Source organism: Streptomyces sp. CA-135486 (genome assembly GCF_050936555.1).
In the GTDB taxonomy this organism is placed as follows: Bacteria; Actinomycetota; Actinomycetes; order Streptomycetales; family Streptomycetaceae; genus Streptomyces.
On sequence record NZ_JBNJMM010000002.1, the window covers coordinates 3,952,745 to 3,977,139 of the forward strand.

18 protein-coding genes and 2 pseudogenes are annotated in these 24,395 nt (G+C 67.9%); 10 read left to right on the forward strand and 10 right to left on the reverse strand.

Translation table 11 applies throughout. The annotated features are described in order from the left end of the window. Positions 1-111 precede the first annotated feature (111 nt). Entirely contained in the window at positions 112-597 is a 486-nt protein-coding gene (locus tag ACQEVG_RS37605; protein WP_432992497.1) for a hypothetical protein, read from the reverse strand. Continuing rightward, positions 594-3,074: a molybdopterin oxidoreductase family protein gene (locus ACQEVG_RS37610; RefSeq protein ID WP_432992500.1), complete on the reverse strand. Its 2,481-nt coding sequence runs from the start codon at positions 3,072-3,074 to the stop codon at positions 594-596. The genes ACQEVG_RS37605 and ACQEVG_RS37610 overlap by 4 nt, the downstream gene beginning before the upstream one ends. A gap of 698 nt (positions 3,075-3,772) precedes the next feature. Here ACQEVG_RS37610 and ACQEVG_RS37615 point away from each other — a divergent pair. From ACQEVG_RS37615 to ACQEVG_RS37625, 3 genes are all read left to right on the forward strand, one after another. After that, positions 3,773-4,294: a hypothetical protein gene (locus ACQEVG_RS37615; RefSeq protein ID WP_432992503.1), complete on the forward strand. Its 522-nt coding sequence runs from the start codon at positions 3,773-3,775 to the stop codon at positions 4,292-4,294. Between the two features lie 189 nt (positions 4,295-4,483). Further along, the gene (locus tag ACQEVG_RS37620) at positions 4,484-4,672 is read left to right on the forward strand and encodes a hypothetical protein (protein ID WP_432992505.1); all 189 of its coding nucleotides are present in this window, start codon (positions 4,484-4,486) and stop codon (positions 4,670-4,672) included. A 1,224-nt stretch (positions 4,673-5,896) separates the two neighbouring features. Beyond that, positions 5,897-6,697, forward strand: coding sequence for an SDR family oxidoreductase (locus tag ACQEVG_RS37625; RefSeq protein ID WP_432992508.1), 801 nt, complete (start codon positions 5,897-5,899; stop codon positions 6,695-6,697). A 260-nt stretch (positions 6,698-6,957) separates the two neighbouring features. On the opposite strand, the pseudogene ACQEVG_RS37630 reads toward ACQEVG_RS37625, so the two are convergent. Together ACQEVG_RS37630 and ACQEVG_RS37635 are read right to left on the reverse strand one after the other, a co-directional pair. After that, a pseudogene (locus tag ACQEVG_RS37630) lies at positions 6,958-7,122 on the reverse strand (MerR family transcriptional regulator); the annotation flags it as partial. A gap of 250 nt (positions 7,123-7,372) precedes the next feature. Then, on the reverse strand, positions 7,373-8,251 hold the full coding sequence (locus tag ACQEVG_RS37635) for an NAD(P)H-binding protein (RefSeq protein WP_432992511.1): 879 nt from the start codon (positions 8,249-8,251) through the stop codon (positions 7,373-7,375). Positions 8,252-8,314: 63 nt separating this feature from the next. Between ACQEVG_RS37635 and ACQEVG_RS37640 the strand changes: the two genes are divergently transcribed. Further along, positions 8,315-8,911 (forward strand): TetR/AcrR family transcriptional regulator, encoded by a 597-nt coding sequence (locus ACQEVG_RS37640; RefSeq protein ID WP_432992514.1) that lies wholly within the window; start codon positions 8,315-8,317, stop codon positions 8,909-8,911. 508 nt (positions 8,912-9,419) lie between these two features. Here the strand turns inward: ACQEVG_RS37640 and ACQEVG_RS37645 are convergent. After that, positions 9,420-10,517 (reverse strand): Ku protein, encoded by a 1,098-nt coding sequence (locus tag ACQEVG_RS37645; protein WP_432992517.1) that lies wholly within the window; start codon positions 10,515-10,517, stop codon positions 9,420-9,422. 842 nt (positions 10,518-11,359) lie between these two features. Continuing rightward, a complete protein-coding gene (locus tag ACQEVG_RS37650) occupies positions 11,360-12,061 on the reverse strand; it encodes an NAD(P)-dependent oxidoreductase (protein WP_432992520.1) in 702 nt (233 codons plus the stop codon). A gap of 113 nt (positions 12,062-12,174) precedes the next feature. On the opposite strand from ACQEVG_RS37650, the gene ACQEVG_RS37655 reads away from it, so the two are divergent. The 5 genes from ACQEVG_RS37655 to ACQEVG_RS37675 all read left to right on the forward strand — a co-directional run bounded on the left by ACQEVG_RS37655 (position 12,175) and on the right by ACQEVG_RS37675 (position 16,142). Further along, positions 12,175-12,894 carry a TetR/AcrR family transcriptional regulator gene (locus ACQEVG_RS37655; RefSeq protein ID WP_432992523.1) on the forward strand — a complete coding sequence of 240 codons (720 nt, stop codon included), beginning with the start codon at positions 12,175-12,177 and terminating at the stop codon, positions 12,892-12,894. Between the two features lie 162 nt (positions 12,895-13,056). Next, positions 13,057-13,959 carry an ISL3 family transposase gene (locus ACQEVG_RS37660; RefSeq protein WP_432992526.1) on the forward strand — a complete coding sequence of 301 codons (903 nt, stop codon included), beginning with the start codon at positions 13,057-13,059 and terminating at the stop codon, positions 13,957-13,959. After that, entirely contained in the window at positions 13,956-14,324 is a 369-nt protein-coding gene (locus ACQEVG_RS37665; protein WP_432992529.1) for a hypothetical protein, read from the forward strand. The genes ACQEVG_RS37660 and ACQEVG_RS37665 overlap by 4 nt, the downstream gene beginning before the upstream one ends. A 451-nt stretch (positions 14,325-14,775) precedes the next feature. Continuing rightward, entirely contained in the window at positions 14,776-15,768 is a 993-nt protein-coding gene (locus ACQEVG_RS37670) for a hypothetical protein (protein WP_432992532.1), read from the forward strand. A 2-nt stretch (positions 15,769-15,770) separates the two neighbouring features. Beyond that, on the forward strand, positions 15,771-16,142 hold the full coding sequence (locus ACQEVG_RS37675) for a fic family toxin-antitoxin system, toxin component (protein WP_432993189.1): 372 nt from the start codon (positions 15,771-15,773) through the stop codon (positions 16,140-16,142). 469 nt (positions 16,143-16,611) lie between these two features. Here ACQEVG_RS37675 and ACQEVG_RS37680 read toward each other — a convergent pair whose 3' ends face one another. Next, entirely contained in the window at positions 16,612-16,734 is a 123-nt protein-coding gene (locus ACQEVG_RS37680; RefSeq protein ID WP_432992535.1) for a hypothetical protein, read from the reverse strand. A 236-nt stretch (positions 16,735-16,970) separates the two neighbouring features. Beyond that, the gene (locus tag ACQEVG_RS37685) at positions 16,971-19,145 is read right to left on the reverse strand and encodes a hypothetical protein (RefSeq protein WP_432992538.1); all 2,175 of its coding nucleotides are present in this window, start codon (positions 19,143-19,145) and stop codon (positions 16,971-16,973) included. Between the two features lie 603 nt (positions 19,146-19,748). Between ACQEVG_RS37685 and ACQEVG_RS37690 the strand changes: the two genes are divergently transcribed. Beyond that, positions 19,749-20,309, forward strand: coding sequence for a DUF4760 domain-containing protein (locus ACQEVG_RS37690; protein WP_432992541.1), 561 nt, complete (start codon positions 19,749-19,751; stop codon positions 20,307-20,309). Between the two features lie 497 nt (positions 20,310-20,806). Here ACQEVG_RS37690 and ACQEVG_RS37695 read toward each other — a convergent pair whose 3' ends face one another. Both ACQEVG_RS37695 and ACQEVG_RS37700 read right to left on the reverse strand, forming a co-directional pair. After that, positions 20,807-23,152: an immune inhibitor A domain-containing protein gene (locus ACQEVG_RS37695; RefSeq protein ID WP_432993192.1), complete on the reverse strand. Its 2,346-nt coding sequence runs from the start codon at positions 23,150-23,152 to the stop codon at positions 20,807-20,809. Between the two features lie 200 nt (positions 23,153-23,352). Beyond that, positions 23,353-23,534, reverse strand: a pseudogene (locus ACQEVG_RS37700) (IS256 family transposase); the annotation flags it as partial. Positions 23,535-24,395: the final 861 nt, after the last annotated feature.

Here is a 24,395-nt window from a genome sequence, read left to right on the forward strand (position 1 = left end):
CGGGCCGCAGGGATGCCTGGCGCATTCTGCAGCGACGCGCCGCGGTAGGGGACGCCTGCATCGCCGAGCCGCGCCCCTGTCTCCACGGGGTCGTGCGACGGCCCCTGGGCCTCACAAACTCGTCAGGATCTGGGGGGACAGGTTTTTGATCATGGTGTTGGTCCATCGCATCTGCCGCAGCGTGCGGGGATGGCACGCGGAGGTGAGCTCGAGCAGTTCCGTGTCCGTCGTGGCTTGCGCGGCTTGGGCCAGTGCCTCCCAGGAGAGGGAGTTCTCCGTTGCGCGGAGGTGGAGCTCGCGGAGATCTCGCAGCAGCAGGAGGCCCGCCTCAGGGCGGTGCCCGCCGGTTTCGGCGGTGTGCTGCCTGAGGGGAGACAAGACGTAGAGGGCATCCGACGGCACGGTGAGATCCAGGCCGCGGGCATGGGCGTAGTACGCCAGACACTGCGCGTGCTCGCGGGACCATCGTGCCAGGTCCGTCGCGACGTGGTGGATCTCGTGTTCGGCGCGGTGGCGTTCGGCCGCGGTGTCGAGGCCCTGGGCCAGTTCCCGTTCGCCCGTATCCAGAGCACGCAGGACGGTCACGATGCCCTTCATGATCGTTCTCCGCCCTCAACGGAGCTCTGTGTCTGTGTGGCGTGCGCCGCTCGCCCGCCGGTGGTAGCGGGCATTTTCCGGGTCCCGGTGGGTGCGGACGCGGTGGTGGTCGGGGCGGGTGCGAGAGCGCCGTCGGCCCGCTGCAGCAGGGTCAGAGCGGCGGCCGCGGTCTTGAAAAGCGGCTGCTTGGAAACGGGGTCCCAGTCGGTGACGGTCGTCTCGTTCGCTGCGCGGCCCGCGGTCCCGCCCTCGGGACTGTATCCGGCCGGTGTGTCCCAGTAGCCGTAGTGGAAGGGGACGAAGAGCAGTCCCGGCCGGATGCCGGTGAGGCGCAGACGTCCCTGGAGGGTGCCCCGGGCTGTGGTGACTGCGACAAGGTCTCCTTCGTCGAGGCCGTGAGCTTCGGCGTCATGGGTGGAGATCTCCACCCAGACGTCGGGGGCGGCCCGGTTCAGCTGCGGCACGCGTCCCGTTTTCGTGCGGGTGTGGAAGTGGTAGATCGTGCGGCCGGTAGTGAGTTGGAACGGGTACTCGTCGCTGATGTCCTCGTGCGGGGGGAGGTAGTCGGCGGCCTTGATCACGGCTTTGCCCTCCGGGTTGAGGGAGCGGTACTCCACGACGTCATCCGCCGCCCCGGTGACCAGGTCCTTTCCGTAGGACTCGCACACGTCAGGGTGTGCCCACCACACACCGTCGCAGTAGAGGCGTTCGGTCCCGTCCGGTGCCCGTTCGTTGCACGGCCACTGAATGCCGCTCCCGCCACGGAGCTTTTCGTAGGACAGGCCGCTGTAGTCGCAGGGTCGTCCGGCACTGCAGCGTTTCCACGCCTCGAACGCCGACTCCGGATCATGCCAGGTGATCAGCGGGCCGCCGTCCTTGTCGCGGAAGTCCATGCGCCTCGCGAACTCCAGGAAGATGTCCAGGTCCGGTTTCGCCTCGCCCGGTGCATCGACCGCCTTCTCCGACAGGTGCACGGTCCGGTCCGCGTTGGTCAGCGTTCCGGTCTTCTCGCCCCAGGTCGCCGCAGGCAGCACCACATCCGCCAGCTGCGCGGTCTCGGTGAGGAACAGGTCCTGCACCACCACAAACAGCCGTTCCTGGGAGAGCAGAGCCCGGATGCGGGACAGCTCAGGCAGCGAGACCGCCGGGTTGGTGCCGCTGATCCACAGCATGCCGATCGACCCCTGCTCGGCATAGCGGAACATCTGCATGGCGTGGGTGGGCGGGGCGAAGTGCGGGATCGTCGACGTCTCGACGTTCCACACCTTCGCCAGGTCGGCGACATGAGCGTCGTTCTGCCAGTTGCGAAAGCCCGGCAGATCGCCGTCGGCCCCGCATTCGCGGGTGTTCTGTGCGCTGGGCTGCCCGTTCATCTGCAGCACGCCGGCACCCGGCCGTCCGAGCATGCCGCGAATGAGGTGAAGGTTGTTCACCTGCACGGCCGCGGCGGTGGCCTGATGGGACTGATAGAAGCCCTGCAGGACCGTGGACGTCAGCCGATCGGCCCGGCCGAGAATCTCTGCCATCTCGGCAATGCGGGCCTCGGGAACGTCGCAGATTCCGGCAGCCCAGCGGGGCGTGCACTCAGCTACCTGCTTCGCCAGTTCCTCGAAGCCGACCGTGTGGGCTGCGATGTACGCCTCGTCGACCCACCCGGCGCGGATGATCTCGTGCAGCAGCGCATTCATCAGTGCCACATTGGTGCCGACTCGAGGAGCGAGATGCACCGTTGCTGCGCGAGCCACCCGGGTGGGACGCGGGTCCACACACACAAGCCGCGGCGGGTCGACGCCGGCGAGCCGGTCCAGGACACGCATCCACTGCACCGGCTGGGTCTCGGCGACGTTGTGGCCGAACAGCGCGATCACGTCGGCGTGGTCGAAGTCGTCATAGCTGCCCGGCTGACCGTCGGAGCCGAACGACTCCTTCAGTGCCTCTCCGGCGGTCGCGGTGCACAGCCTGGTGTTGCCGTCCAGGTGGTTGGTGCCAATACCGGCACGCGCCAGAACCGCGAGTGTGTAGTACTCCTCCAGGAACAGCTGCCCCGTGGTGTAGAAGCCGATGGAACCAGGGCCACGCTCCTCCAGCAGGCTCCGTGAGCGGCTCACAATGCGGTCCATCGCGGTGTCCCAGTCACACTCGACCAACCGCCCGCCCTCACGCATGAGAGGGCGGGGCAACCGATCCGGCGAGGCATTGGCCTGCCACGCGAACAGGTCCTTCGGCCCCAGCCGACCGCGATTCACCCGGTCCTGCGCCCGGCCCCGCACACCCACCATGCGGCCGTCGACGACCGCGATGTCCATCGCGTCCCCGTCGGAATGCAGGATCGAAGCGGCCTGCACCCACCGCTGCACCATGCCCGAATCCACGCCCTCCGTCAGGTACGTATCCACCCGGGCCGGCCACCGCTGGTCTCGGCCGTACGGCGTACGGGTACCCCAGGGGTCTGCAATCCGGTCAACTGACGTGTCCATGCCCGCCTCCGTCCTAGGTCTCAGGCCGTCGCGTACCCCGCACCAGTCCCACGATGCCGTAGCCGAGCCCTTGCAATGGCGTCAGCGGCTGCTGCGCTCGCCGGGTGGGCCGGCCGGAATGGCGTAGGCAGCGGCGAGTGGTGGGAACGCATCAGCCGAAGCCGGGCAACCAGGGCTGCTCTCTTGCAGGGGGTGGAACCATCGTCGCCCCTCGTCTGCACGAGCCTCTTCATGAGCTTCTCGGTCCGGGAGAAGAGCTGCTCGACCTCACGATGGTCGGCCATGAGTCCCCCAATCACGTTTCCGTCGCGCCCCATGCCCTTTTCCTCTCTCATGAACGACGTCAACGCGCACGTCCGCCACGAGGGGGCCAGCTGTTGCCCGTGCGCATCAGGCGTGTACGCCGGGCTGCGGCGGAGGACCTGGGTGACGAGATCCGCCGACCAAGGCAATGGCCCCCACCCGGCCGCATCCCTCCGCCCCTGACACGCCACCCGCCAACAAGCTATTCGCGCCGGGCGCGGGGTCCGGTGGACCACGTGCGTTCGTCACCGGTCGAGGCAGGTACATCGACCGGCGACTGTGACGCAGCTCCTTGTCACCGGCGAGGAAGGGCATAGGCTGACGCGCCATGCGCGAACAGCGGGGCCGGCTCCCGCACGACAGAGAAGCACCGGGCGCGCGTAGGACGGTTTCACATGCCTAGTGATCTCTCGCCAGTCATCGCTGCTGCCATGCGCTGGCTGCTGACCGCCTTCCCTGCGGCAACCGGCGCCCTGAACTACGCCCTGGCGGAAGCCCAGGCACGGCAAGCGGCCACCGTCGCCGCCACGCTCCGCTACCCCACCTCGCTCGACGTCGGATTGCTGAATATTCTGGGCCCCGGCGGTTCCGACAGGCTGGACGCGCTCACCGGCGTCGTCCAGCAGGACAGGGGAGAGGTCGACTACTCCTGGCGCACTTGGGTCGACGAAACGGTTGTCAGCTGGGCGGCGAATCTACTCGCCGACCCCTGCCTCGCCGCAACGGCGGAAGCGGCCTTGTCCGCCACCGAGCACGGCGCCGTCACCGCAGGGGACGCGCGCCGACTGACCATCCCGAGCCCCCGCGATTACCATGCCGCGCCCTTGCTGCGGCACCCCGATCTGCTCAGCCCGATCGCCAGTCTTCATCGCGCCGCCCTGCTCGAGCTCCTTGCAGCCGAGACAGCTGGGACCTGAGCATGTGGTCTGCTCGCGGGCCATCTCTTTCAGTGCCCCGCGGAAGGCATCCCCAACTCCGTTCGGCAAGAGCGTTTGACGGTCGCGATGGCGGGGGCGCCTGGGAGCGTGCTCGCGACACCTCGGCAGCCGGGAAATGGGGCTGGCCGCCAGGTCGCGTGCCGCCGCATGGGGCCGTAGACAGAAACCATGGACGACGAAGTCAAGGACTGGTTCCATCCCGGCGAGATCGTGCCCGACAGCGGGATCTACGAATGCGACTGCGGTGCCCGGCACCACTGGAGCACCGACGTCAAAGGGCACCGGTTTCCGCCGCTGCCCAGCAACTGCACCGGAAGCCGCTGGCAGCTGCAGACCCAGGCGCACCCCGACAGCTGACCCGATCGACCCAGCAGGCCGAGACCACGAATAGAGGCCGGGAGTCGCTCAGGGCCGAGCCGTTTCGGTGCTCAGGCAATCCTCGGACGTGGAAGACCTGCTCCTGGTGTAAAGCGGGTCTACCCCTCAGGGGCGGGTGGCACCCTTGGGGACGAGCCGGGGGCTGGGCTGACTACAGTGGCTGCCTCGGCGATTTGCGCCTGGATGAGGACCAACTTCATGGCCGGCGTGTTCAGGTTGAGCCGGTGGGGGTTCTCGGCGGGTACCGGCCGGCCCACGATGCTGGCCTGACCTTGCCAGTGTTCTTCCGTGCAGCGGCCCAGGGCGCGAAGGACACCGTGGATGAAGGCTGCCACGGACGCCTCCGCCCCGCCGCGCGACGCAGCGGACCGGTAGGTCTCCTCCTCGGTCAGTGAGCCGCGGACGGACCCGAATGCGAGCAGGCCAACCTTCTCAGAGCTGAGCACTCCCCTTCAGTAGCAGATGGCCCACCGAAGTCGCCGCAACAGCGCGGGGATCTCCCGCAGGGAGTTCCGGGCATTCGTCGAACGCCGCGACATCAGTCACGACACGTGGGCGATCGATCTCCCGGGTTCGGTGCGAGTGAGGTCACAGGCGCCGCTGGGCCGGCGAGGGCATTCCGAGGTCGTCGCGGAGTGCCTGGGCGCGGTGGATCTGGACCAGGTCGTGCTGCTGGGCGGGTCATTCGGCGGAGGAGGAACACGCCGACGACATCATCGAGCTGCTTGGTACCTGACCATGGATGAGTAGGCGACCTGGCGCGCTCCAGGCCGGGAGTATATCGAGGCGATCGGCTGCGTGGCCTGATCCCAGGGCCTGCAGGCCGCAACGCGGAGTGACGACCGGACGAGGAATCGGGGCGAGTTGGGCGTCGTTGACACGTTCGGCGTGTGCGCCGACCGCTGCTGCCATGATCAGGAGCGGAGGAATGGACGCTGGCATCAAGCCCATGCCCCTCTGCGTCAGTCAACGAAGCTGTAGGCGGAAGCGGCCCGCTCAGCCGGAAACGGAAGGCCTCACCAAACCGCTCTTCAAGAGCGCCAACTCGTCCGCCGTGCCCAGCCGGGGTTCATGAGCGTGGGGGTGAGCCGGTAGGTCTCCCCGGGCTTCCGGCGGTGCGTGTGCTGTCCTTCTGCGTGTGCCCGGATGCCACCTTGGTGGGAGAGTCGGAGACGAGCCTGATCAGTGCTGGAGGTGCCGCTCGTGGACACTGTTTTGATCACCGGTGGTGCCGGCCATCTCGGGCGGGACGTGGTGGCTGCGCTGAAGTCCGCGTACCAGGTGCGTGTGCTGGCGCGCTCGCCGGTCCGGGATTCCGGGGTGGAGTCGATCAGCGGAGATCTGGCCACCGGGACCGGAATACCCGAATCCGTTGCGGGTGCCCAGGTCGTGGTTCATGCGGCGACGCTCTCTCCGGCTGCCCGGCGCGGTTACCTCCTGCCGACGGACTTGTGGCGCAGCCCTCTCCAGGTCGACGTCGACGGCACCCGTCGACTGGTGCAAGAGGCCCGGAGGGCAGGCGTTGGCCATTTCGTCCACGTCTCGATTGTCGGCGTCGACCGCTCCGGTCTTCCGTACATGCGCGTGAAGCGTGCAGCCGAGGAACTGGTGCGGGCTGGCGGAGTGCCCTGGTCCATCCTTCGGGCTACGCAGTTTCACTGGCTGGCCGACCGCATGCTCGGCAAGGCATCGAAGATGCCGATGCTGGCGCTTCCCGGTGCTTTGTGGACTCAGCCCGTGGACTCGCACGACTTCGCCGCTTACGTGGCTGACCGCGTTCAGGAGGGGCCCGGCGGGGATTGCCAGGAATTCGGCGGCCCTGAAGTGCTGGAGCTGCGTGATCTTGTCAGGCAATGGCAGCAGGCCCGTGGTCGGCGGTTTCGGATGCTGGAGATACCTGCGCCCGCTCGCTTCCAGCAAGCGGCACGTGACATGACCACCCCCAACGGCCGGCTCGGACACACCACCTGGTCAGACTGGCTGCACACCCATCAGCCGGAGTGAGCGACGAGCACACGAGAGCCGCGTGGCTCCGGATCTTGTCACAGGCACTCCGCGACGCCTTCTCAGGAGAGGCGAGTTGCCCGGTATGCCGCACTGAGCATCGGTCGGACACCCCGACTACGGCTGCACCATCAACGGCGAGGGTCTCGCATTACCTCAGTCGGGAGATGCGGCCCGCGGCCAGCTGCGGCTCGTTCCCATGCGCGCACCCACGATATGTGTGCGGCGGACCCACCGGTACCAGAAGGGCGCGTACCATCTCAGACCGCGGGCGGTGAATTCACCGATTCGGCGGCGCGGCGGTATTCGGGGTTGATGCGCTGGGCTTCTTCGAGCTGGTCTTCGAGGATGACGATGCGGCAGGCGGCCTCGATGGGGGTCCCCTGGTCGACGATTTCCCGGGCACAGGCCGCGATACGCAGCTGCTAGCGGGAGCCGGTATGGAGCGGCTCCGCTCCCTGATCAACGCGACACACCACAAACGCTGCACGACCCGGGGTGTCGTCTTGCCGTCCAGGCGTGCCGGCCCTCGAAGGCACAGCCCTCCGCGTCACCTGACGGATACAGAGTCAGTAGCTGTTTCCAAAGGTCAGTGCTGTTCATGGCGTGATACTGGTGCTTCGACGACGGCGGACTGAGGGTTGCAGCCGGGGGCGCAGGTCGCGGTCGACGAGGTTACGAACCCTCCGTGAACGCGGTGGTGCGGTCGGCGGCCCACTGGCGAAACGTTCGCGGCGCCGTCCCGAGCATGTCGGCCACCGCAGTGGTGACGTACGCAGGCTGTCCGACTGCCGTGCTCCACGCGGCGAGCAGCATGTCGACGACCGAGCTGGGTGCCGTGCCCTCTGACAGGCTCCGGAACTCGTCCGGCGTCATCTCCTCGAATGCCACCCGGCGCCCCAGGGCGTCACCGATGGCGCCCACCTGTGCGGCCTGCGTCAGCGACTCGGGGCCCGTAAGGACGTAGTCGCCTCCGACATATCCGTCCTGATAGAGCGTCCGCGCCGCGACAGCTGCGACGTCGCGGTCGTCGACCGGTGCCGTCTCGGCAGCGCCGTAAGGCCACCGGACGACCTCGCCGGCCCGGATCGCGGGCGCCCACCAGGCCAGCGAGTTCGACGCGAGCATTCCCGGCCGGATGACCGTCGACTCGAGTCCGGTGGCCGCGATGAGCCGCTCGATGTCGGCGTGCATCACCGCGATGGGATTGGGCTGCTGGAAGAAAGGGTGCGGTGTCGGGTGCGGGGAGGAGAGGAAGACGACCCGCCGCACGTGGGCCGCCAGCCGCTCGACGACTGCCGCGGCGGTCTGGGGCGGTGCGGTCCAGACGAGGAAGACCGCACCGGCGCCATTCAATGCCGGGTCAAGCGATTCGGGCACGGTGAGGTCGCCGGTGAAGACCTCGACCTTCGCTGGCAGCGTCCCCGCCGCCTCGGAGCGATGGGTGAGGGCGCGGACCGGCACGCCCGCGTCGAGGAGTTGGTCTATGACGACGCGGCCGACCCGGCCCGTCGCTCCGGTTACGAGCACGGGAGGAACGTCTGTCTGATTCATGCCGCCCATAAAAACGTTACTCGGTTAAAAAAGCAACTCGGCCACGAATGTTACAGTGGTCAGATGGATGAGCCGACGGGACTGCGGGCCCGCAAGAAGGAGCGGACGCGCGACGCCATCGCCGACGCGGCCGTCTCGCTGTTCCTGGAGCGAGGCTTCGACCGCGTCTCGGTCAACGACATCGCCGCGGCGGCCGAGATCTCCAAGCCGACCCTCTTCCGGTACTTTCCCACCAAGGAAGACCTGGTGCTCCACCGATTCACGGACCACCAGGGCGAGGCTGCACGCGTCGTGCGTGACCGCAGGTCCGGCATCAAGCCGGTGACGGCGCTGCACCGGCACTTCCGGGCCGGCCTCGATCGGTACGACCCCGTCACCGGCCTCAACGACCATCATGAGGTAGTGGCGTTCCATCGGCTGGTGTTCACCACACCGAGCCTGGCGGGACGACTCACGCGGTACCAGCTCGAGGACGAGGAGGCGCTGGCGGACGCCCTCGGCGAAGGCATCAAGGGACACCTGCGAGCCGCCCAGGTACTCGCGGTTCACCGGGTGCTCGCCCGGGCCAACTGGCAGAAGATCGCCGATGGTCGAACCGCACGCGACGTCCACCCCGAGGCCGTAGCCGACGCCGACCAGGCATTCAGCCAACTGCGGTGACCAAGGCTCCGCGGCCCGGTGCACGCGTTGCCACGGGCCCGGTCCGCTTCCGTGTGTGCTGGCGGCCACCGCCTCGTTGGACACAGGCGCCAGCATGATCCCGACCTTGTGGTCACGGAAGGTGACGGGGCGCACGGCCAGATAACTCCCCGTCAGGTGACCGCCGGTGGGGAATCTGAACTGGGACACTGACAGGCGAGGACCGGATACAGGGCGCCAAGTGGGTCGGGACCTGGACCGGGGTGAAGTCTTCCCTGTTCAGGCGGCTTGTGCGAGCTGGTCCCGGGCGGCTGACAGCTTCGGTCGGCGGGTGAGGCTCACCCAGCAGGTCCGTCATGTCATCGACGAGGCCGGACACGAAGGCGTCGCGCTGCGGGTCGACCTCGCTCTCGACGATGCCGGAGAAGTACGCCTGGATGGTGACGCCGCGGCGCTTGGCCCGCGCGGTGAGGAGCTCGTCCGTGCGGGCCCGACCCGGACGTTCAACTGCCCTGACGCTCCGCAAGCCTCAGGATGCGCCGGCCTTGCGCCGGCCCCCGCTGCTGCGGAGGGCTTTGATGAGCTCCTCGCGGGTCATGGAGGAGCGGCCGGGGATACCGGCGTCTGTGGCGCGCTGGTAGAGCTCTGCCTTGGGCAGGGAATCGAACGACGAGGCCTTCGTTTGTTTCTTCGTCTTCGTTGTCTTGCCGGCGCGGCGCTTGTCGGCGGCATCCTTGATCCGTGCCGGGGGAGCGCCGGTGGATGCGGCCTTCTCCTTGTCGCGGTCTTTGGGACTCTTGGCCTTGTCGACGCTGGCGCGAAGCGTCTCCATGAGGTCGACCACGTTGGTGGCCTTCGCGGGCGGTTCTGCCTTCTCGACCGTCTCTCCGGTGCGTTTGGCCTCGATGAGCTTGGCGACCTGTTCCTGGAAGGTGTCGTGGAACTCCTCCGGCTTCCACTCCATGCTGAGTGCGTCGATGAGCTGCTGGGCCATCTTCAGCTCGCGGTCGCTGACGCGGGTCTGGCGGCCTGGCAGTTCGTCGATCTCTGTGCGCGGGTCGCGGATCTCATCGGCCCAGTGCAGGGTGTGCAGTGTCAGAAGGCCGGCATCGGCCTTCACTGCGACCAGATACTCATGGTTGCGCATGACGAACGTGGCGATACCGGCTTTGTCCGCACCGGCCAGTGCCTGCTCCAGGAGGGCGTAGACCTTGGCGTACTCCGTTCTTTTCGGGCCGAGGTAGTACGTCTTGTCGAAGAAGATCGGCTCGACCTGTTCCAGGTCGACGAACCCGATGATCTCCAGGGCCCGGGAGCGTCCCGGGGCGATGTCATCCAGCTCGCCGGGTTCGACGAGCACGTACTCCTCGCCCGCATCGAAGCCCTTGACGATCTGATCCAGGGCGACTTCCTCGCCGGTGCGCTCGTTGACCCGCTTGTTGCGCACCCGGTCCGACGTCCCGCGCTGCAGCTGATGGAAGTGAATGGTGTGGCTGTCCGTCGCGGTGAACAACTTCACCGGCAGAGACACCAACCCGAAGGTCAGAGCACCACTCCACACGGGACGCCCCATGACCGCTGCCACCTCCTCCTGACTTCTTCCATGGCACCCCCGCCCGCGGCACATCGCATCCCGGAATCCGCCGGACACCGGGTCGGCCGAGAACCGGGGGCGCCTTACGTTGCGTCGGCTGCGAGACGTTCTGCCCGCGCGGCCGCGTCCGGTGCGTGGCGGCGTGCTTTTCGCGCCGCCGTCTCGGCTTCCCGCGCCCGGTTCCGCGCCTCGGCCACACCGTCACGGGCAACTCGCTGACGCTCCTTGGCCTGCCTGAGTTGCTCGGCCAGCGCAGCGGTCTCCTTCTCTGTCTCCTGCAGCCGCTTCTCGGCCCGCTCTCTGTCCGTTTCGGCCAGCGCCAGCTCCTCCTCGCAGGCCCGTGCCTGCTGCTCGGCTGCCTTCGCGTCCTTCTTGATGGGACTCGTTGAAAACCGGCCACCCCCTGCTCTGGGGTGACCCCGTGCCTGCTCAATGGATCTCCCCAGCCTTCCGACACCTGACCTGCGGACGGGCGTCACAAGTGAGGGGCCGCCCGATAGCCAGCCAGGTTCAGGGGCGGGTCGGACTGTCCAGGGTGGGCGAAGCCCAGCGCGAAGCGCCGCCGCAGGCGCCCTTGACCGGACGGCACGGCCCGCACACTCCACGAGCGGGCGGCCCCGGCCGACAGCGCGCGCGGCGCGTCGAGTGGGGCGACGAGCGGCACTGGTCGATTTCAGGGTCTGGTCGGCATTTCGCGACGGTCACGATCACGTAGTCCTCGGCGTCTGTGAACGGCCACGATATTCCCCATGGGGAAGTTCATGGACTTCCCCATAGGGATCCCGAACGCACTTGCGTGGTTTTCCGGTCCTGCCGACGCGGCGGCGCACACTCAGGGCCATCCGACAGACGCAGCCTTGGTCCGTTAGCGTCGGTCAGTAGCCGATGGTGAAGCGGCGTTGGACGAAGCGCGGCAGTTCGACCTCGTCGACAAGGGCGACGGCGGAGTCTTCCATGGAGATACGGCTGCGCCCTTCCGCGTCGAGTACCGGCTGGTCGCCACCGATTCGGAACCGGCCCGTACGTTCGCCGGGTGCGATGCCCTCCGCGGGGCTGAAGTAGGTCCATAGCCGGTTGGAGGTGCGCAGGACGTTCAGAGCGTCGCGGTGGCCGCGCACCGCGGCGGCGTACTCCCTCGGCAGGCCGATCTCGTCGAGGGTTTCGTGCAGGAGCTCGTCGGAGTCGGCCCGTACGACTCCGGGCTCGATCTCCAGGCTGCCAGCACCGCCGATGACGATGAGCCGGGTCCGTGGGTGGCTTTCCAGCGCCGTCAGGAGTGCTCGCGCGGCGGTGACATACACCGTGGGATCGGCGATCGAGCGGACCACGGTGTCGGCGATGTCCCTGGCGGCGTTTCCGGGCTGGAATCCGCTGATCAGTACGTCGAGGCCGGGTATGACGGCGGCGACGGCGTCGGCGTCGAGGACGTCGACGCTCTTCCAGACGACGTTCTTGCGGTCCTCGTCGATCCGCGTGGCGTCGCGGCTGAAGGCCGTGACGTGATGCCCCCGGTCGAGGGCTTCGGTAACGACACGACTGCCGATGCCGCCTGTGGCCCCGATGACTCCGATGTGCATGGCTCTCCCTGGGTAGTTGCTCGTACCGCCGCTACCTTCACGGCATGCAGAGACTATACGGCGTGAAGTATTAATACGACGCATAGTATTGTGACGCTGTAGAGTGAGTGGCCATGGAAAGCGTGGGAAACACCAAGGGGCGCCGCGAGCGGTTGAGGGCCGAGACGACCGCCGAGATCAAGAAGGTCGCGCTGGAGTTGATGGCCTCGGGGGGACCGGACGCGATCACGCTGCGGGCCATCGCGCGCGAGATGGGCATGACGGCCAACGCCATCTACGGCTACTTCGCCACCCGCGACGACCTGGTCACCACGCTGATCAGCAACGTCTACACCTCGCTGGCCGACACCGTGGATGCCGCCTGGGACGCCGCCCCCGCTCAGGATCCGGCCGCCCGGATCCAGGCATGGGCCCGCGCCTTCAGGAACTGGGCGCTGGCCAACCCTGAGGGCTTCCGCCTCATCTACGGCGACCCCGTCCCCGGCTACCAGCCGCCCGATGGCGGCGCCGCTCCGGAAGCCGCCCGCCGTGTCTGCACCGGCATCACCGCACTCGCAGCCGCGGCCTGGCCGCACGCCGAACTCCGTTACTCGGACAGCGACTTCGAGTGGTCCGACTTCGACCTCGGTCTGCTGGACAAGGTCCGCCCGGCCTTCCCCGACCTGCCCCCGGCCGCCGTGGCCCTTGCCCTGCGTATCTGGAGCCACCTGCACGGCCTGGTGTCACTGGAGATCTACGGCCACCTGCAGACCCAGGCCCTCAGCCCGGAAAAGCTCTTCCGCGAAGAACTGGCTCAGCTCATCCGGTCCTTGGGCATCACACCGCAGAGCTGACTGCCCTGCGCAAGCGACCCAGCTACAGGACCGCTGACTCGCCTCCGTAAGGCAAACAACTACCGCCAGGGCATCAATCCCATGAGCGTGCGCGCCGCCGCCGGGGGTGCCTCCCCCTGGGGAATTGCAGGACGCTCAAGCCGCCGTCAATGGGGGAAATATTTGACCCTCGGCAGCATCGTGTTTGGCTGCGGGAATGCCCTGGTCACGGGGGTTCTGTCCGCGTTGAAGGACGTGCTGTTCCCGGATGCCGTGGGGATGGTGCTGGACCGGTTGGCCGAGGTGGGCGGGGTGGTTGTGGCCGAAGCCCACAGTGCCGTACCGGAGTTGACGTGTCCGGACTGCGCCACCGTCTCGCGCCGGGTGCACAGCCGATACGGACGACGGCTCGCCGAGTACCCGGTCGGCGGGCGCCGGGTGGTGGTGAGGCTGGAGGTCCGGCGGTTCTTCTGCGACGCCGCCGACTGCGGGCGCCGGACGTTCGTCGAGCAGGTCGAGGGCCTGACCACGCGCTATGCCCGTGCCGGGCCCGGCGTGAAGACGCTTTGGCGGTCCGTCGCGCTCACGGCGGGCGGCCGGCCGGGGATGCGGCTGTGCCGCTCGCTGGCGGTGCCCACCGGCCGGGCCCGCCTGCTCGGCCAACTACACGCGCCCGACGTTCCCGCCCGGAGCCCGCGAGTGCTGGGAGTCGACCATTTCGCCTTCCGCCGCTCGCGCACCTACGGGACCGTCCTAGTCGACGTCGAGACCTCCACGCCCAGCGACCTGTTGCCCGACCGCACCAGCGAGATGCTCGCCGCCTGGTTCACCGCGCACCCCGGCGCCGAGATCATCTGCCGGGACCGCGACAGCGGATACAGCCGCGCGATCAAGGAGGCGGTCTCGGATGCCACCGAGGTGGCCGACCGCTGGCACATGCTGCAAAACCTGTCAGCCGCGATCGAGAAGACATGCCACCACCACCGCTCCTGCCTGCACAAATACGCCCTGGACGACGGGGACGCATCTGCGCCGGCGACCGCACCGCCCACGGCACTGCTGCCGCTGACGCCGCCACTCGGATGACCGAACGGCATGCGGAGATCCACCGATTACGAGAGGCGACGTGGACGATCAGCGCCATCGCCCGCCGGTTCGGACTCGACCGCAAGACCGTCCGCCGCTACCTGACCACCGATCTTGAGGGGCTGATCGCCTCGGCCCGCGACCGCCGCCCCCGCCAACTCGACCCCTACCGGCCCTACCTGCAACAACGGTTCGCAGACGGCTGCACCAACGCCGCCCAGCTCTACCGCGAGATCCACGAGCACGGCTACCGCGGCAACCATCAGGCCGTCCGCCTCTACATCAGCTCCATGCGCAGCGGGACCGCCGCGCCGAGCCTCCCCGTCCCATCCCCACGCCACGCAAGATCACCTCATGGATCATGAGACCGCGCGATGGGCTCAGCCGCGAGGATCGAGACCAGCTCGACAAGGTGCGCATCGCCTGCCTGGACATCGCCACCGCCTGCGACCTGGCCCGCGTATTCGCCGGCCTGGTCCGCGACCGGCGAGGGCATCTCCTCGGCGACTGGGTCCGCGAGGCCGAGACCAACGGGCCCGGACCCGTGCGGGGCGTCGCCGAATTCCTCCGCCAGGACTGGGACGCCGTCCTCGCTGGCATGGCGAGATGTACGGCCGAGGCTCCTTCCGGCTCCTTCGCACCCGCGTCCTGCTGCGATCGTGACCGTCCCGAGATGCCGACCAGACCCGATTTCAGAGATCCCCATCATTCTTGGCCTGGGCGAGCTGTGCGCGCTTGTCCTTTCGGGCCTTCTTGGGCTCTTCGGCAGCAGCGGTGTCGGGCTGGCCGGTGGGGCTCGGTGCCGGGTGCGGGACGGTGTCCGCGGTGGTGGCGGTGAACCCGACGGGTGGGCTCAGCGCATCGCTGTTCCAGGGCCACGGCCTTCAGGCTCCGTGGGCGCTCACGCTGTCGACAACCGATCGCGTCCTGGCGCAGCAGTGGCTTACCGAGTGGACCGCGGTCGGAGTGGAGGGCCTGGTGATCAAGGGCCTCGGGCAGTCCTATCAGCCCGGTCGGCGCGGCTGGCTGAAGTACCGCACCCGAAGCACCGCGGAGGCAGTCATCGGCGCGGTGACCGGAAGCCTCATCCGGCCGGAAACCGTTCTGCTGGGCCGCTACACGAGCGACGGGCGCTTTCTGCTGGTCGCGCGCAGCACGCCCCTGGCGCCGCGGATTCGTGCGGAGCTTGGCGGTGGCCTGCTCGCACCCGCGGGCGCCGATCACCCCTGGCGCGACGTGGACTTCACGTCGCACTGGGGCAGCCGCGAACCGCTCGCGTTTACCCCGGTCGCGCCCCAGCTCGTGGCCGAGTTTCACGGTGACACCGCCGTCGATCGCGGCCGATGGCGCCACCCGTCAATCTCCAACGGCTCCGTATCGACCTCACCCCCGACGACATCCCGCTTTTTGGCGCGGAGTAGACCTCCAGTGCCCCAGGCTCCGGGTGGCAGGGCACCACCAGACACGAGGCCGCCAGCAGGACAGGGTCCGGGCCGGTCAGCTCAGCCCCTCGCCCGTCTGCTACCACCCTGCTACCTTGAGAGTGTGAGCAGCGATAGGAAGCAGACACAGCTGCGGCTGGAGCCGGATGTGCTCGCCGCCGGAAAGGACGCCGCGGCCGCCCGCGGCCTGGACTTCAACCGCTACGTGGAGCGGCTGATCGCCGAGGACACCAGCGGCGCCCGGGCAGCCGGCATGGCTGCAGCCCAGCGCCTCATCGACCACCACGGCGACTTCCTCGACGGCCTGGAAGCCGACCTCGACACTCAGCATGCCCCCGCCCCGAACGCCCGGGGCGCCGCTGCGTGAGCATGTCCCTGTACGTCGACCTGTCCTGGATCCTGGAAGTCGCCGAACGCGCCGGCCACCGCGATCCCGCCCCCGACGACCTCGGCGTCCCGATCGCCGCCGTCGCCCGCCACCGCGCCGAATTGCTCGAACAGCCCGTGTACGGCGGGCCCTATGCCCGCGCCGCCGCCCTGGTCCACAACCTCGGCCGCTGCCGCTGGCTGGAACGGTCCAACCTCACGGTCGCCTGCGCCGTCGCCACCATGTACCTGAACGCCAGCGGTATCCCCGTCGACCCCACCCGCGAGCAGCTCACCGCCCTGGCCCGCGAACTGTACGACCCGCGCTGCACCGCCGCCCGCATCGCCGAGCAGCTGCGCACCTGGCGGCCCTAAGCGCCTGCGAGACAAGCACCCGCAACTCCGCCGAGGCGGTCGTCGGCGCGCCCACGGAAAGCCTCACCCGGCGGACCGGGCGTAGGCGGAACGTGCTGGCCGAATGGGACGCCCAGGTCGCCTCCGTGAGCTCCGCCGGGACCGGTACGCCTCCTCGACGGTGAGCGGCAGCTCGGCCACTCGTCCGCCTGCAAACAGCCTCCTGGCGCCATCCAGGGTCCCGGCAGTGGCCCAGTGGCGCACCCAGGCCGTCATGGCCGGGCAGGGCAAGCACGGGCGCACTGCAGGAGTCATTACCCTCGGGGAACCGCAGATCAGGCACGTCCCGTGCAAACAGGGGCACCACAGGCACCATAGGCACCGGCCGCGTCGGCGGCGTCTCGTGCGGCCATCCAGCCTCATGCCCGGCCGATCGCAGTACAGCCAGGGTTCGCCGGCGGGCCACAGTACGGGCCCGCCGACAGAACTCTCACGGACCGTGGGGTCCCCGTCCTTCGTCAGCAACAAGGTCGTCCGCCTCGAGCCCGGCCGACTCGCGTATCAACTCCTCCAGCTCGTCCGGAGGCTGCGGTACGTGATGCGAGATCGTCACAGTGGAGATGCTCCGGTGACGAACAGTCACCCTGGTGGCGGGGCCGGCCAGAGCCACGTGGCAGAGCGCGCCCAAGTAGCGACCTTGCTCGCAGGGCAGCCATCGCGAGCAGGGGGACACGTCGATCGATTGCCCGACTGGGCGCTCGCGCCACCGTGGGGGCCCGAGCCGCATGCTCGGAGCCCCCACGTGTGCCTTCGTCATCTCCGTTTCCGTATGGCTGCCCCCGTCGCCCGTCAGGCGGTGTTGACCGTGACGTCGTCGACGATGAAGTCGGTACGGAGGGCCGCGTCCTCGCTGGCGACCAGCTTGATCGTCACTGTGTGTCCCCGGTAGGCTGAGAGGTCGTAGGAGCGGTAGACGTAGCTGCTGTTGGCGTTCACGTTGGACAGGGTTCCCAGCGTGGTGGTGGCGCCGTCGACGACCTGCACCTTGAGCGTGTCATACGCCACCTGGTCGGTCTCGAAAGTGCCGATGCGGCTGTAGTACCCCAACCACGCCTGGTTCACGTTGCTCGGGATGGTGACCTGCTGGGACATCGTCTGCATTTCCGTCGCTCCATAGCCGCCGAACCAGGCGTAGTTGGAGCCGGTGTTTGCCGGGTACGTCGACCAGTTGCCGACGAACGACCCACCCATCGTGGCCGTCCAGTTCCAACCGGCCGTGCCTGTCTGGCCGCCTGACGTGTTGGCCTCGAAGCTGGAGTTGAGCAGGCTGGGCCGGTAGTCGATGGTGTGCCAGTAGACCCAGTTGCGGGTATTGTTCGACGTGTCCAGCCCGGCGCCGGGGCGGTCGTTCTTGAAGAACTCGTCGAAGCTCGACTCCCTGTGATTCAGCAGCAGGTTGATCGTGCTCGCCTGTCCACCGTCGACGTTGTTCCACAGGTCGAGCAGGGAGCCGGCCACGCGGCCTTCCACCGCGTCGCCGTTCTGCCAGTTGGTGCTGGAGACCGGCTGGCCGGAGTTGAACCAGGTGGAGTTGATCATGCTGACCGAGGAGCCGTTGGGCCAGATGAACTGGTTGTCGCCCTTGACGCTGCCGGCGACAGCGTTGGCGAACCCCTCGGTCCAGGCGCACGAGGTGTTCAGAGCCCCCCAGATCAGGTGACCGTTGCAATTTGCGCTGGGCCACCACCAGTTGTACAGCTGGTGCATCAGAGCGTGACCGGATTCGTGGACCACAAGGTGCTCGGAGTCGGGGTCATTGTCCCGCAGTCTGATGTAACTGACAGCTGCGTTGGCCCCGGGGACGTAGTAGCCGCCGTCAATGTTGCCAGCCCACCATTGGACTGTGATCTTGCTGCAGTTGCTGGTCTCGTGGGCGGTCCAACAGCTGGTGTTGGAGCCGCGCCACCACCAGGTCAGGTTGAGGGTGTCGAAGGCGTGCCAGGCGCGCATCTGGGCTGCCGCCGGCGCCGTCCAGCCGAAACTCTGGCTGGTGGAGACGTTGTAGACTGCAGGCGTGGTGGTCGAGTACACCGACCCGCCGCTGCCGTTGGTCACCTGCCACACCGCACTCTCCGACCGGAACTCCACGAAGAGCAGGTACATCGAGTTGACCGGCAGGGTGAAGCAGAGGTTGTAGGCGCCGGAGTTGTCCGTCAGGCCGCTGGCGTAGACCTGCTGCGCACTGTTTGCGTTGGCCTTCCCCCACAGCTTCACGGTGAGGTTGCGGCCGCCCAGCCACGCCCCCGCCTGGTTGGTGAAGTTGAAGCCGCCGCTGATGCAGACCTGCTGGCCAGCGACCTGGGCAACGACGCCGGCGCCTCCGCCGGTCTGCGGAACCTTCGCGAACTTCTTGCTCACCGAGGCCGACGTCGAGCGCCGATCGCCCGAACGTCCCCGGAGCGAGGTGATGTCCACCCCCGACCGGGAGACGCTCTCGCCCGGTTTGTTCGTGCCGACGGTGAGCAGCACCGAACCGTGGGCTTCCCGCTCCGGCCGCGGCGAGTCGACGTCGGAGAGGTTGGCCTCGATCTGGGCGGGCCCCTCCGCCGTGGCGCGGACATGCAGGGTGAGGGTCCGCTTGTTGGTGTCGAGGGCCATCACGCCCTTGGCGTCCAGCCAGGGGCCGACCTGCTTGGGCGCGCTCAGAGTTGAACCCTCGGTGATGAGCTGGAGGGTGTCGGGCACCCGGACTGTCAGCTGGGCGCGTGCGACTTGGATCTGGGAACGGAGGCTGACCCGCAGGGCCGCCGTCTCACCCTTGGCCGGGAGCTTGTCCAGCTTCACATCGACCGCGACACAACTCGACGGGGTCTCCGACCTGGGGCTGGCCGGGACGTTGAGCGTACATTTCGGGCTCGCGGTCTGGGGGACAGCTGTCGCCGTCGACGCGAGCCCACTGGATATGAGGGCGGCCGCCACGCCGATCGCGACGGCCCATCGTCTGGGCCTGAACCTGGGGATCATTACGGTCCTCCGCTGCGAGGGGAGCTCCTGGCAGGGCTGGCCAGGAGGTTGACACAGCATGGAGGCAAGGTAATCCAGTGTGCAATATCACATGACACATAATTTTGGGTGGGTAATCCAGCACACACTGTGAAGATGAGCACGGCTGGCCACCGGCGAGGCGGAAGGGCCGGGAGACCACCAGACGCCCAAATCGCCTCGCCAGGGCTTACTCTGCGGTCACGTAATGCGCTCGCTGTCCTGCTTGCACCGCGGGATATCGAGAGGGAGGCTGGGGCCGGGTCGACACCGGTCACGACCATTCCGCGGCCGGCCAGTATCAGCGCGAACGTACCCGTCCCGCGCCTCACGTCGAGCACCTGACGTGTCTTCAATTCCCCGGCTACGGCAGCGCATACGTCCAGGTCGCTGGCAGAGGGCCACTCCGGGCGGCCGGGCCGTGGCCGGGAGTTTGGCCCGGAGCACGCGGTCGGTTGCGACGAGGTGGTACATCGCTGGAGAGCGGATGAGCGGAACACCGTCATATCGGGTTCGGCGGGAGGCCGCGCGGAACCGGACCTGCCACGGCAGACACCTCGCCGCGCTCGATCTACCCGCCCACTGGTGCCGGGCAAGCCAGGCTCTTCTTCGCGAATCGCTGGGCGGCTAGCCTCCGGTCATGAGTCTGACGCTCGCTTGAACCTCCTGGCCGTCCTGGTCGCGTTGGCAACGTCAGTGGCCGTCTCACGGCGTCAACTGCGGCTTGCGCAGAACTCCAATGTGCTGCCCGTCGTCATACAGCTATTCCGAGAGACGAGAGAGCCAGAGTTCTCCCAAGCGATCGAGTACGTAAGTACGCAGCTTGCAGCCGATCATCCACCCGACAGCGGGTACAGACGCCTGCCGCCTGAGGCGAAGCGCCATGTCCGCCGCATCAGTCTCTTCTACGACGACGTGGGCAAGCTCGTTGCTCACGGCGTAGTCGATGAGCGGCTCATCATCGGTTCCTACGGCCTGAACGTCGTGAACATGTGGGACGCCTTGGCTCCCTACATCTACAGGGAGCGGATTTTGACCACCAAGGCAATGCTCTACTTCGAGGACCTCGCAGCCAGGGCCAAAGCAAGGCCCATGGAGACTGTGCATGCCGAGATCGGGCTCTCCCAGTGCCCCCCGGGACGCTGAGCCGACGGGCATGTTTCGGCGCTCGGAGAGCATCGCGGCCCAGCGACGGCCCCAGGATGCCGGCAATCCCTCCGGAGGGAGCATCGCCACAGGGCTTGCTGGCGTAACGAAGCACTTCTCGCCCGGGTCTGCCCCGGCTGTTCGGGTAGCGGCCGGGGGCTGGGTTGTTCAGCGGCGGTCGACGCCGGCTGCGGCCAGGAACAGAGTCGTCAGCGTGCCGGACTCCGCCGCCGGAAGCACCTGATCAACAGGGTCGCCACTACCCATCCCACGATCCTCATCCCACGATCCTTGGTCAGCGTCCATCCCAGGGCGGCACCGCTGCGCTTGTAACGCCTACTCGCTACGCCCTCTGTTGCGCACGCGGGCGCTCCTTTCGAGTGGGTGGGCGCCGGACGGAGTGGGTCCTGCTCGCCCGGGCCGCGGGCACCGCCTGTCACGTCGTCAGGTGGTGCGTCGTGAGGGGCGGTGCCCGCGGGCGGCCGGACCGATCGCCGTCAGCCGTCGGAGGGTTCGACCCGTAGGACGACGTGGTGGCCGTCGCCGGCCTCGTTCAGGACGGTGATCCTGGTGTTGGTGTCCGGGACGATCACGCCGCCGGTGGGGTTGGCCGGGTCGTAGTAGCGGTTACCGTGGTGGTCGTCGAAGACCGGCACGCCAGGCTGCGCGGGCACCTGCACCTCGACGCCATTGCGGTGCAGGGTGAAGGCGTCGGTCGGCTGAAGGCCGAAGGGAGCATCGAAGGTCTGGGTCAGGTTGGTCATCAGCATGCCGTCGGGCCAGCGCAGCGGGGTCGGGTGGGCGTCGACGGGCAGGATCTGGCCGTGGCCGGGGTGCTGGCCGACGTTGTTGTCCGGCTGGGAGGTGTCCCACAGCGAGATGAGCAGGCCGTTGTGGAAGGGGTAGTGCTCCACCCACCGCGGGCGGGTGGCGCGCCAGCCGAAGTTGTACGGGCCGGTCTGCAGGGTGGTGTCATAGGAGACGTACTGACGGTTCTCGGCGATGTAGTACTGCGGGTAGCGGGTGATGAAGTTCTCGCCGATGCGGGAGAAGCCGCTCGCGGTCCAGCCGTTGTCGCCTCCCTCGACGTCGTCGGAGAGCAGCGTGGCGGCGTCGGCGGTTACGGTGATGGCGTCGGCGGCGTAGCCCTTGCCCTGGACGGCTTCGTCGGTGGCGTAGCGGAACCTTAGGTCGATCTTCTGGCCGGCGTAGGCGGTCAGGTCGTAGGCCAGGTTCTTGTAGGCGCCGCCGGTGCCGGTCAGGGCGGGCCTGCCGGCGCCGTCGTGGCCGATGGGCGCGCCGTCGGCGGTGCCGTTCAGCGCGGTCCAGGTGGCGCCGCCGTTGGTGGAGGCCTCGGTGTAGAGGAAGTCCCAGTCCTGCTCGATGTCCCACCAGCCCTTGAGGGTGAGGGCGGCGGTTGCCTTCCCGGTGAGGTCGAGGGGGCGGGTGAGGGTGTTGGCCAGCTTGTCGCCCATGCCCGACCACCACTGCCTGGCGCCCTGGGCGGGCGTGGTGATGGGGGTCGCGACCTGCTTGTCGGGCAGGTCAACGACCAGGGCCTGCGGGTCCTTGCTGTTGAACTCGGCGTAGCCGAGCTTGTAGGTGCCCTTGGCGGCGGCCTTGGCGGTGGCATAGTCGAGCCAGCCCAGCTGAAGCTTGTCCCATGCGTTCATGTCGCCGGGCAGGTCGCCGATGGTGCCCTTGCCTCGGCCGAGCCAGGAGCCCTGCGACATCACGCTCCAGGAGCCGGAGGAGGATTCGCCGGTGCCGCTGGTGTCGTAGTGGTCGGGCAGGCCGAGGTCGTGGCCGTACTCGTGGGCGTAGATGCCGAGGCCGCCGTTCTCGGGCTGCATGGTGTAGTCGCCGACCCACAGGCCGGTGTCGCCGATGGAGGTGCCGCCGGCCTTGTTGCCCGCCGGACCGGTCATGCCGGCGTTCTGCCCGTAGACGTAACTGCGGTGGGCCCAGATGGCGTTGCTGCCCTGGGCTCCGCCGCCGGAGGACTGGTCCTCACCCGCGTGGACGATCTGGAAGTGGTCGAGGTAGCCGTCGGGCTCGTTGAAGTCGCCGTCGCCGTCGTAGTCGTTGCGGTCCCACTGGTCGTAGGAGGCGAGGTCGGCCTTGATCTGCTGGTCGGTACGGCCCTTGGCCTTCTGGCCGGCCACCCAGGCGTTGACGGCGTCGCGGACCAGGTCCTGGACGTTGTCGCAGATGCGGGCGCCGCAGAAGTCGGAGCCGTAGCGGGCCTCGTTGTAGGGGACCTTCACCCAGTCGACGACCGAGCCGTCCACGGAGTAGCGGCCCGAGGACTGCCGCTCGTAGTACTTGGCCACCGACTCCTTGTCGGCGTCGTGCGAGAAGTACAGGTCCTGGAAGTGGTCGCGGTCGTAGTCGGCCTGCCAGGCGGTGGAGTTGTCCATTGCCGGGTCCGGCTGCGCGATCTGGTTGTGCGCCGGCCCGGGCTCGCCGCCGTACTTGACCACCGGCGGCTTGGGGCCGGCGCCGTCCGGGTCGTAGGTGGTCGTGTTGTCGACCGTGTCACCGAACTCGGCGAGGATGACGAATATCCTGTCGGTCCTCTCGCGGCCGAGCTCGGCGTACTTGCCCTTGCCCAGGCGCACGACCTGGGAGGCGTCGCGCTTCTCGGCGGAAACCTTGCCGGAGAGCACCTGCTCGAGGGCTTCTTTGCGCTGGGCCCGGTTCTTCTTGGTGAAGGGGCCGGGCAGGTCGTGCTCGTCGGGGCCGAGTTCCGCGCCGGGATCGGCTGCGGCGGCCACGCCGTCGACAGCCGGGTCGGCGTCGGCCGTCGAGGGCACCGCGGCCAGAGCGAATCCGGCCAGCATGGCCGTCGCAGCGAGCAGGGTAACGGACGGGCTGGTACGTCTCTGATGCTTCAAAGCAGGGACCTCCTGTGTGGTGTGTGACATTGCACAGCAGAGGAACGGGAAAGAACAAGACCTAGGAGATTTCTGAGGATCGTGGGGTCGTCTGCCTTAAGGGAGTGTGTCAACTTGAGGGTTATCTTGCGGTGTTATGGGTTATTTCATGGTCGGGTGAGTCGGTCTTCGAAGGCGATCCGGAAGGCGTTCAGCGGCGCTTTTCCAGCGCATGGTCCAGCGTCGGCGGCCCCCTGCCCGTGGGATCCAATGACATCAGCGCCAGGTAGGCACAATTGAGCGCCGCGGACTCGTTCGGGAAGTGCCCGCGGGCCTGAACGGCCTCGCGGTTGATGCCCGCCCCGCTACCGGTCCTGCACGTCGACTACCAGCACCTGGTACGGCGCGACGATGCCCCGCTCGATCGCCTCCTCCAGCGGGAGGTGTTAGGCGACGCTGCCGAAGAGGCCGCCGGATCGTCCAGCATCGAGGCGACGAGCTCGCCCGGGCCGCGGCGGCCGACGGGCTCGTCCTCATCGACCTCTCCCGCCTGCCACACACGCGGAGCTGCGGCATGTAGAGACGACGCTCGGCGGGAATGCCGGAGTTATCGTGAACGACGGCCCACGGCTTACCAATCCGGCCGCTCGTACGGTGCACCTCGTCCACGATGACCAAGTTCCACGGCGGCATGCCCGCAGTGTGGGCGCCCTCCAGAAACCTCAGCACGAGCGAGGCATAGGTCGCGAAAACGGTGATGCGACCCGGGCCATAGAATGCAATAGCAAGAGAATGCGGATTAGCTGTGTCGGATCCCCGGGCGGCCTGCCCGATCACGGATCCCATGCACCGTCCATCTGGCCTTCGGGGGCGGGGAGTTGAGATCGGCCCTGTTGGTAAGATCCGAGCAGACGCACAGGAAGCCCAGCACGGTTCCAGTCCACCGTTGCGATGGGATTTGTCGAGATTTCGGATCCGCTGTGCCCGCCCGCAACATCTGGGCCTTGACACAGTCTTGGCCACAAGACAGACAAGCTCTGCCGTGGGACTGACCGGCTGACCTTGACCGCACAGCTCCACTGGAGGCAGCGCGTACCCGACAGTTCGGGAGGCCACTTCCGAAAGGGATGCGTGTGCCCACCGATCACGGGTGGCCGGTCGAGCTCCGCTTTTCCTTCCGGTCGCTTCCCCACTGGCAAGAGGACCGGAT

Bases quoted from the DNA above. Each gene is read 5' to 3' on its own strand.
- ACQEVG_RS37635 (WP_432992511.1), bottom strand. From the start codon at position 8,251: ATGAATCAGACAGACGTTCCTCCCGTGCTCGTAACCGGAGCGACGGGC.
- ACQEVG_RS37605 (WP_432992497.1), bottom strand. From the start codon at position 597: ATGAAGGGCATCGTGACCGTCCTGCGTGCTCTGGATACGGGCGAACGG.
- ACQEVG_RS37645 (WP_432992517.1), bottom strand. From the start codon at position 10,517: ATGTGCCGCGGGCGGGGGTGCCATGGAAGAAGTCAGGAGGAGGTGGCA.
- ACQEVG_RS37665 (WP_432992529.1), top strand. From the start codon at position 13,956: ATGACCGAACGGCATGCGGAGATCCACCGATTACGAGAGGCGACGTGG.
- ACQEVG_RS37640 (WP_432992514.1), top strand. From the start codon at position 8,315: ATGGATGAGCCGACGGGACTGCGGGCCCGCAAGAAGGAGCGGACGCGC.
- ACQEVG_RS37655 (WP_432992523.1), top strand. From the start codon at position 12,175: ATGGAAAGCGTGGGAAACACCAAGGGGCGCCGCGAGCGGTTGAGGGCC.
- ACQEVG_RS37685 (WP_432992538.1), bottom strand. From the start codon at position 19,145: ATGATCCCCAGGTTCAGGCCCAGACGATGGGCCGTCGCGATCGGCGTG.
- ACQEVG_RS37695 (WP_432993192.1), bottom strand. From the start codon at position 23,152: ATGCTGGCCGGATTCGCTCTGGCCGCGGTGCCCTCGACGGCCGACGCC.
- ACQEVG_RS37610 (WP_432992500.1), bottom strand. From the start codon at position 3,074: ATGGACACGTCAGTTGACCGGATTGCAGACCCCTGGGGTACCCGTACG.
- ACQEVG_RS37615 (WP_432992503.1), top strand. From the start codon at position 3,773: ATGCCTAGTGATCTCTCGCCAGTCATCGCTGCTGCCATGCGCTGGCTG.
- ACQEVG_RS37650 (WP_432992520.1), bottom strand. From the start codon at position 12,061: ATGCACATCGGAGTCATCGGGGCCACAGGCGGCATCGGCAGTCGTGTC.
- ACQEVG_RS37620 (WP_432992505.1), top strand. From the start codon at position 4,484: ATGGACGACGAAGTCAAGGACTGGTTCCATCCCGGCGAGATCGTGCCC.
- ACQEVG_RS37675 (WP_432993189.1), top strand. From the start codon at position 15,771: ATGTCCCTGTACGTCGACCTGTCCTGGATCCTGGAAGTCGCCGAACGC.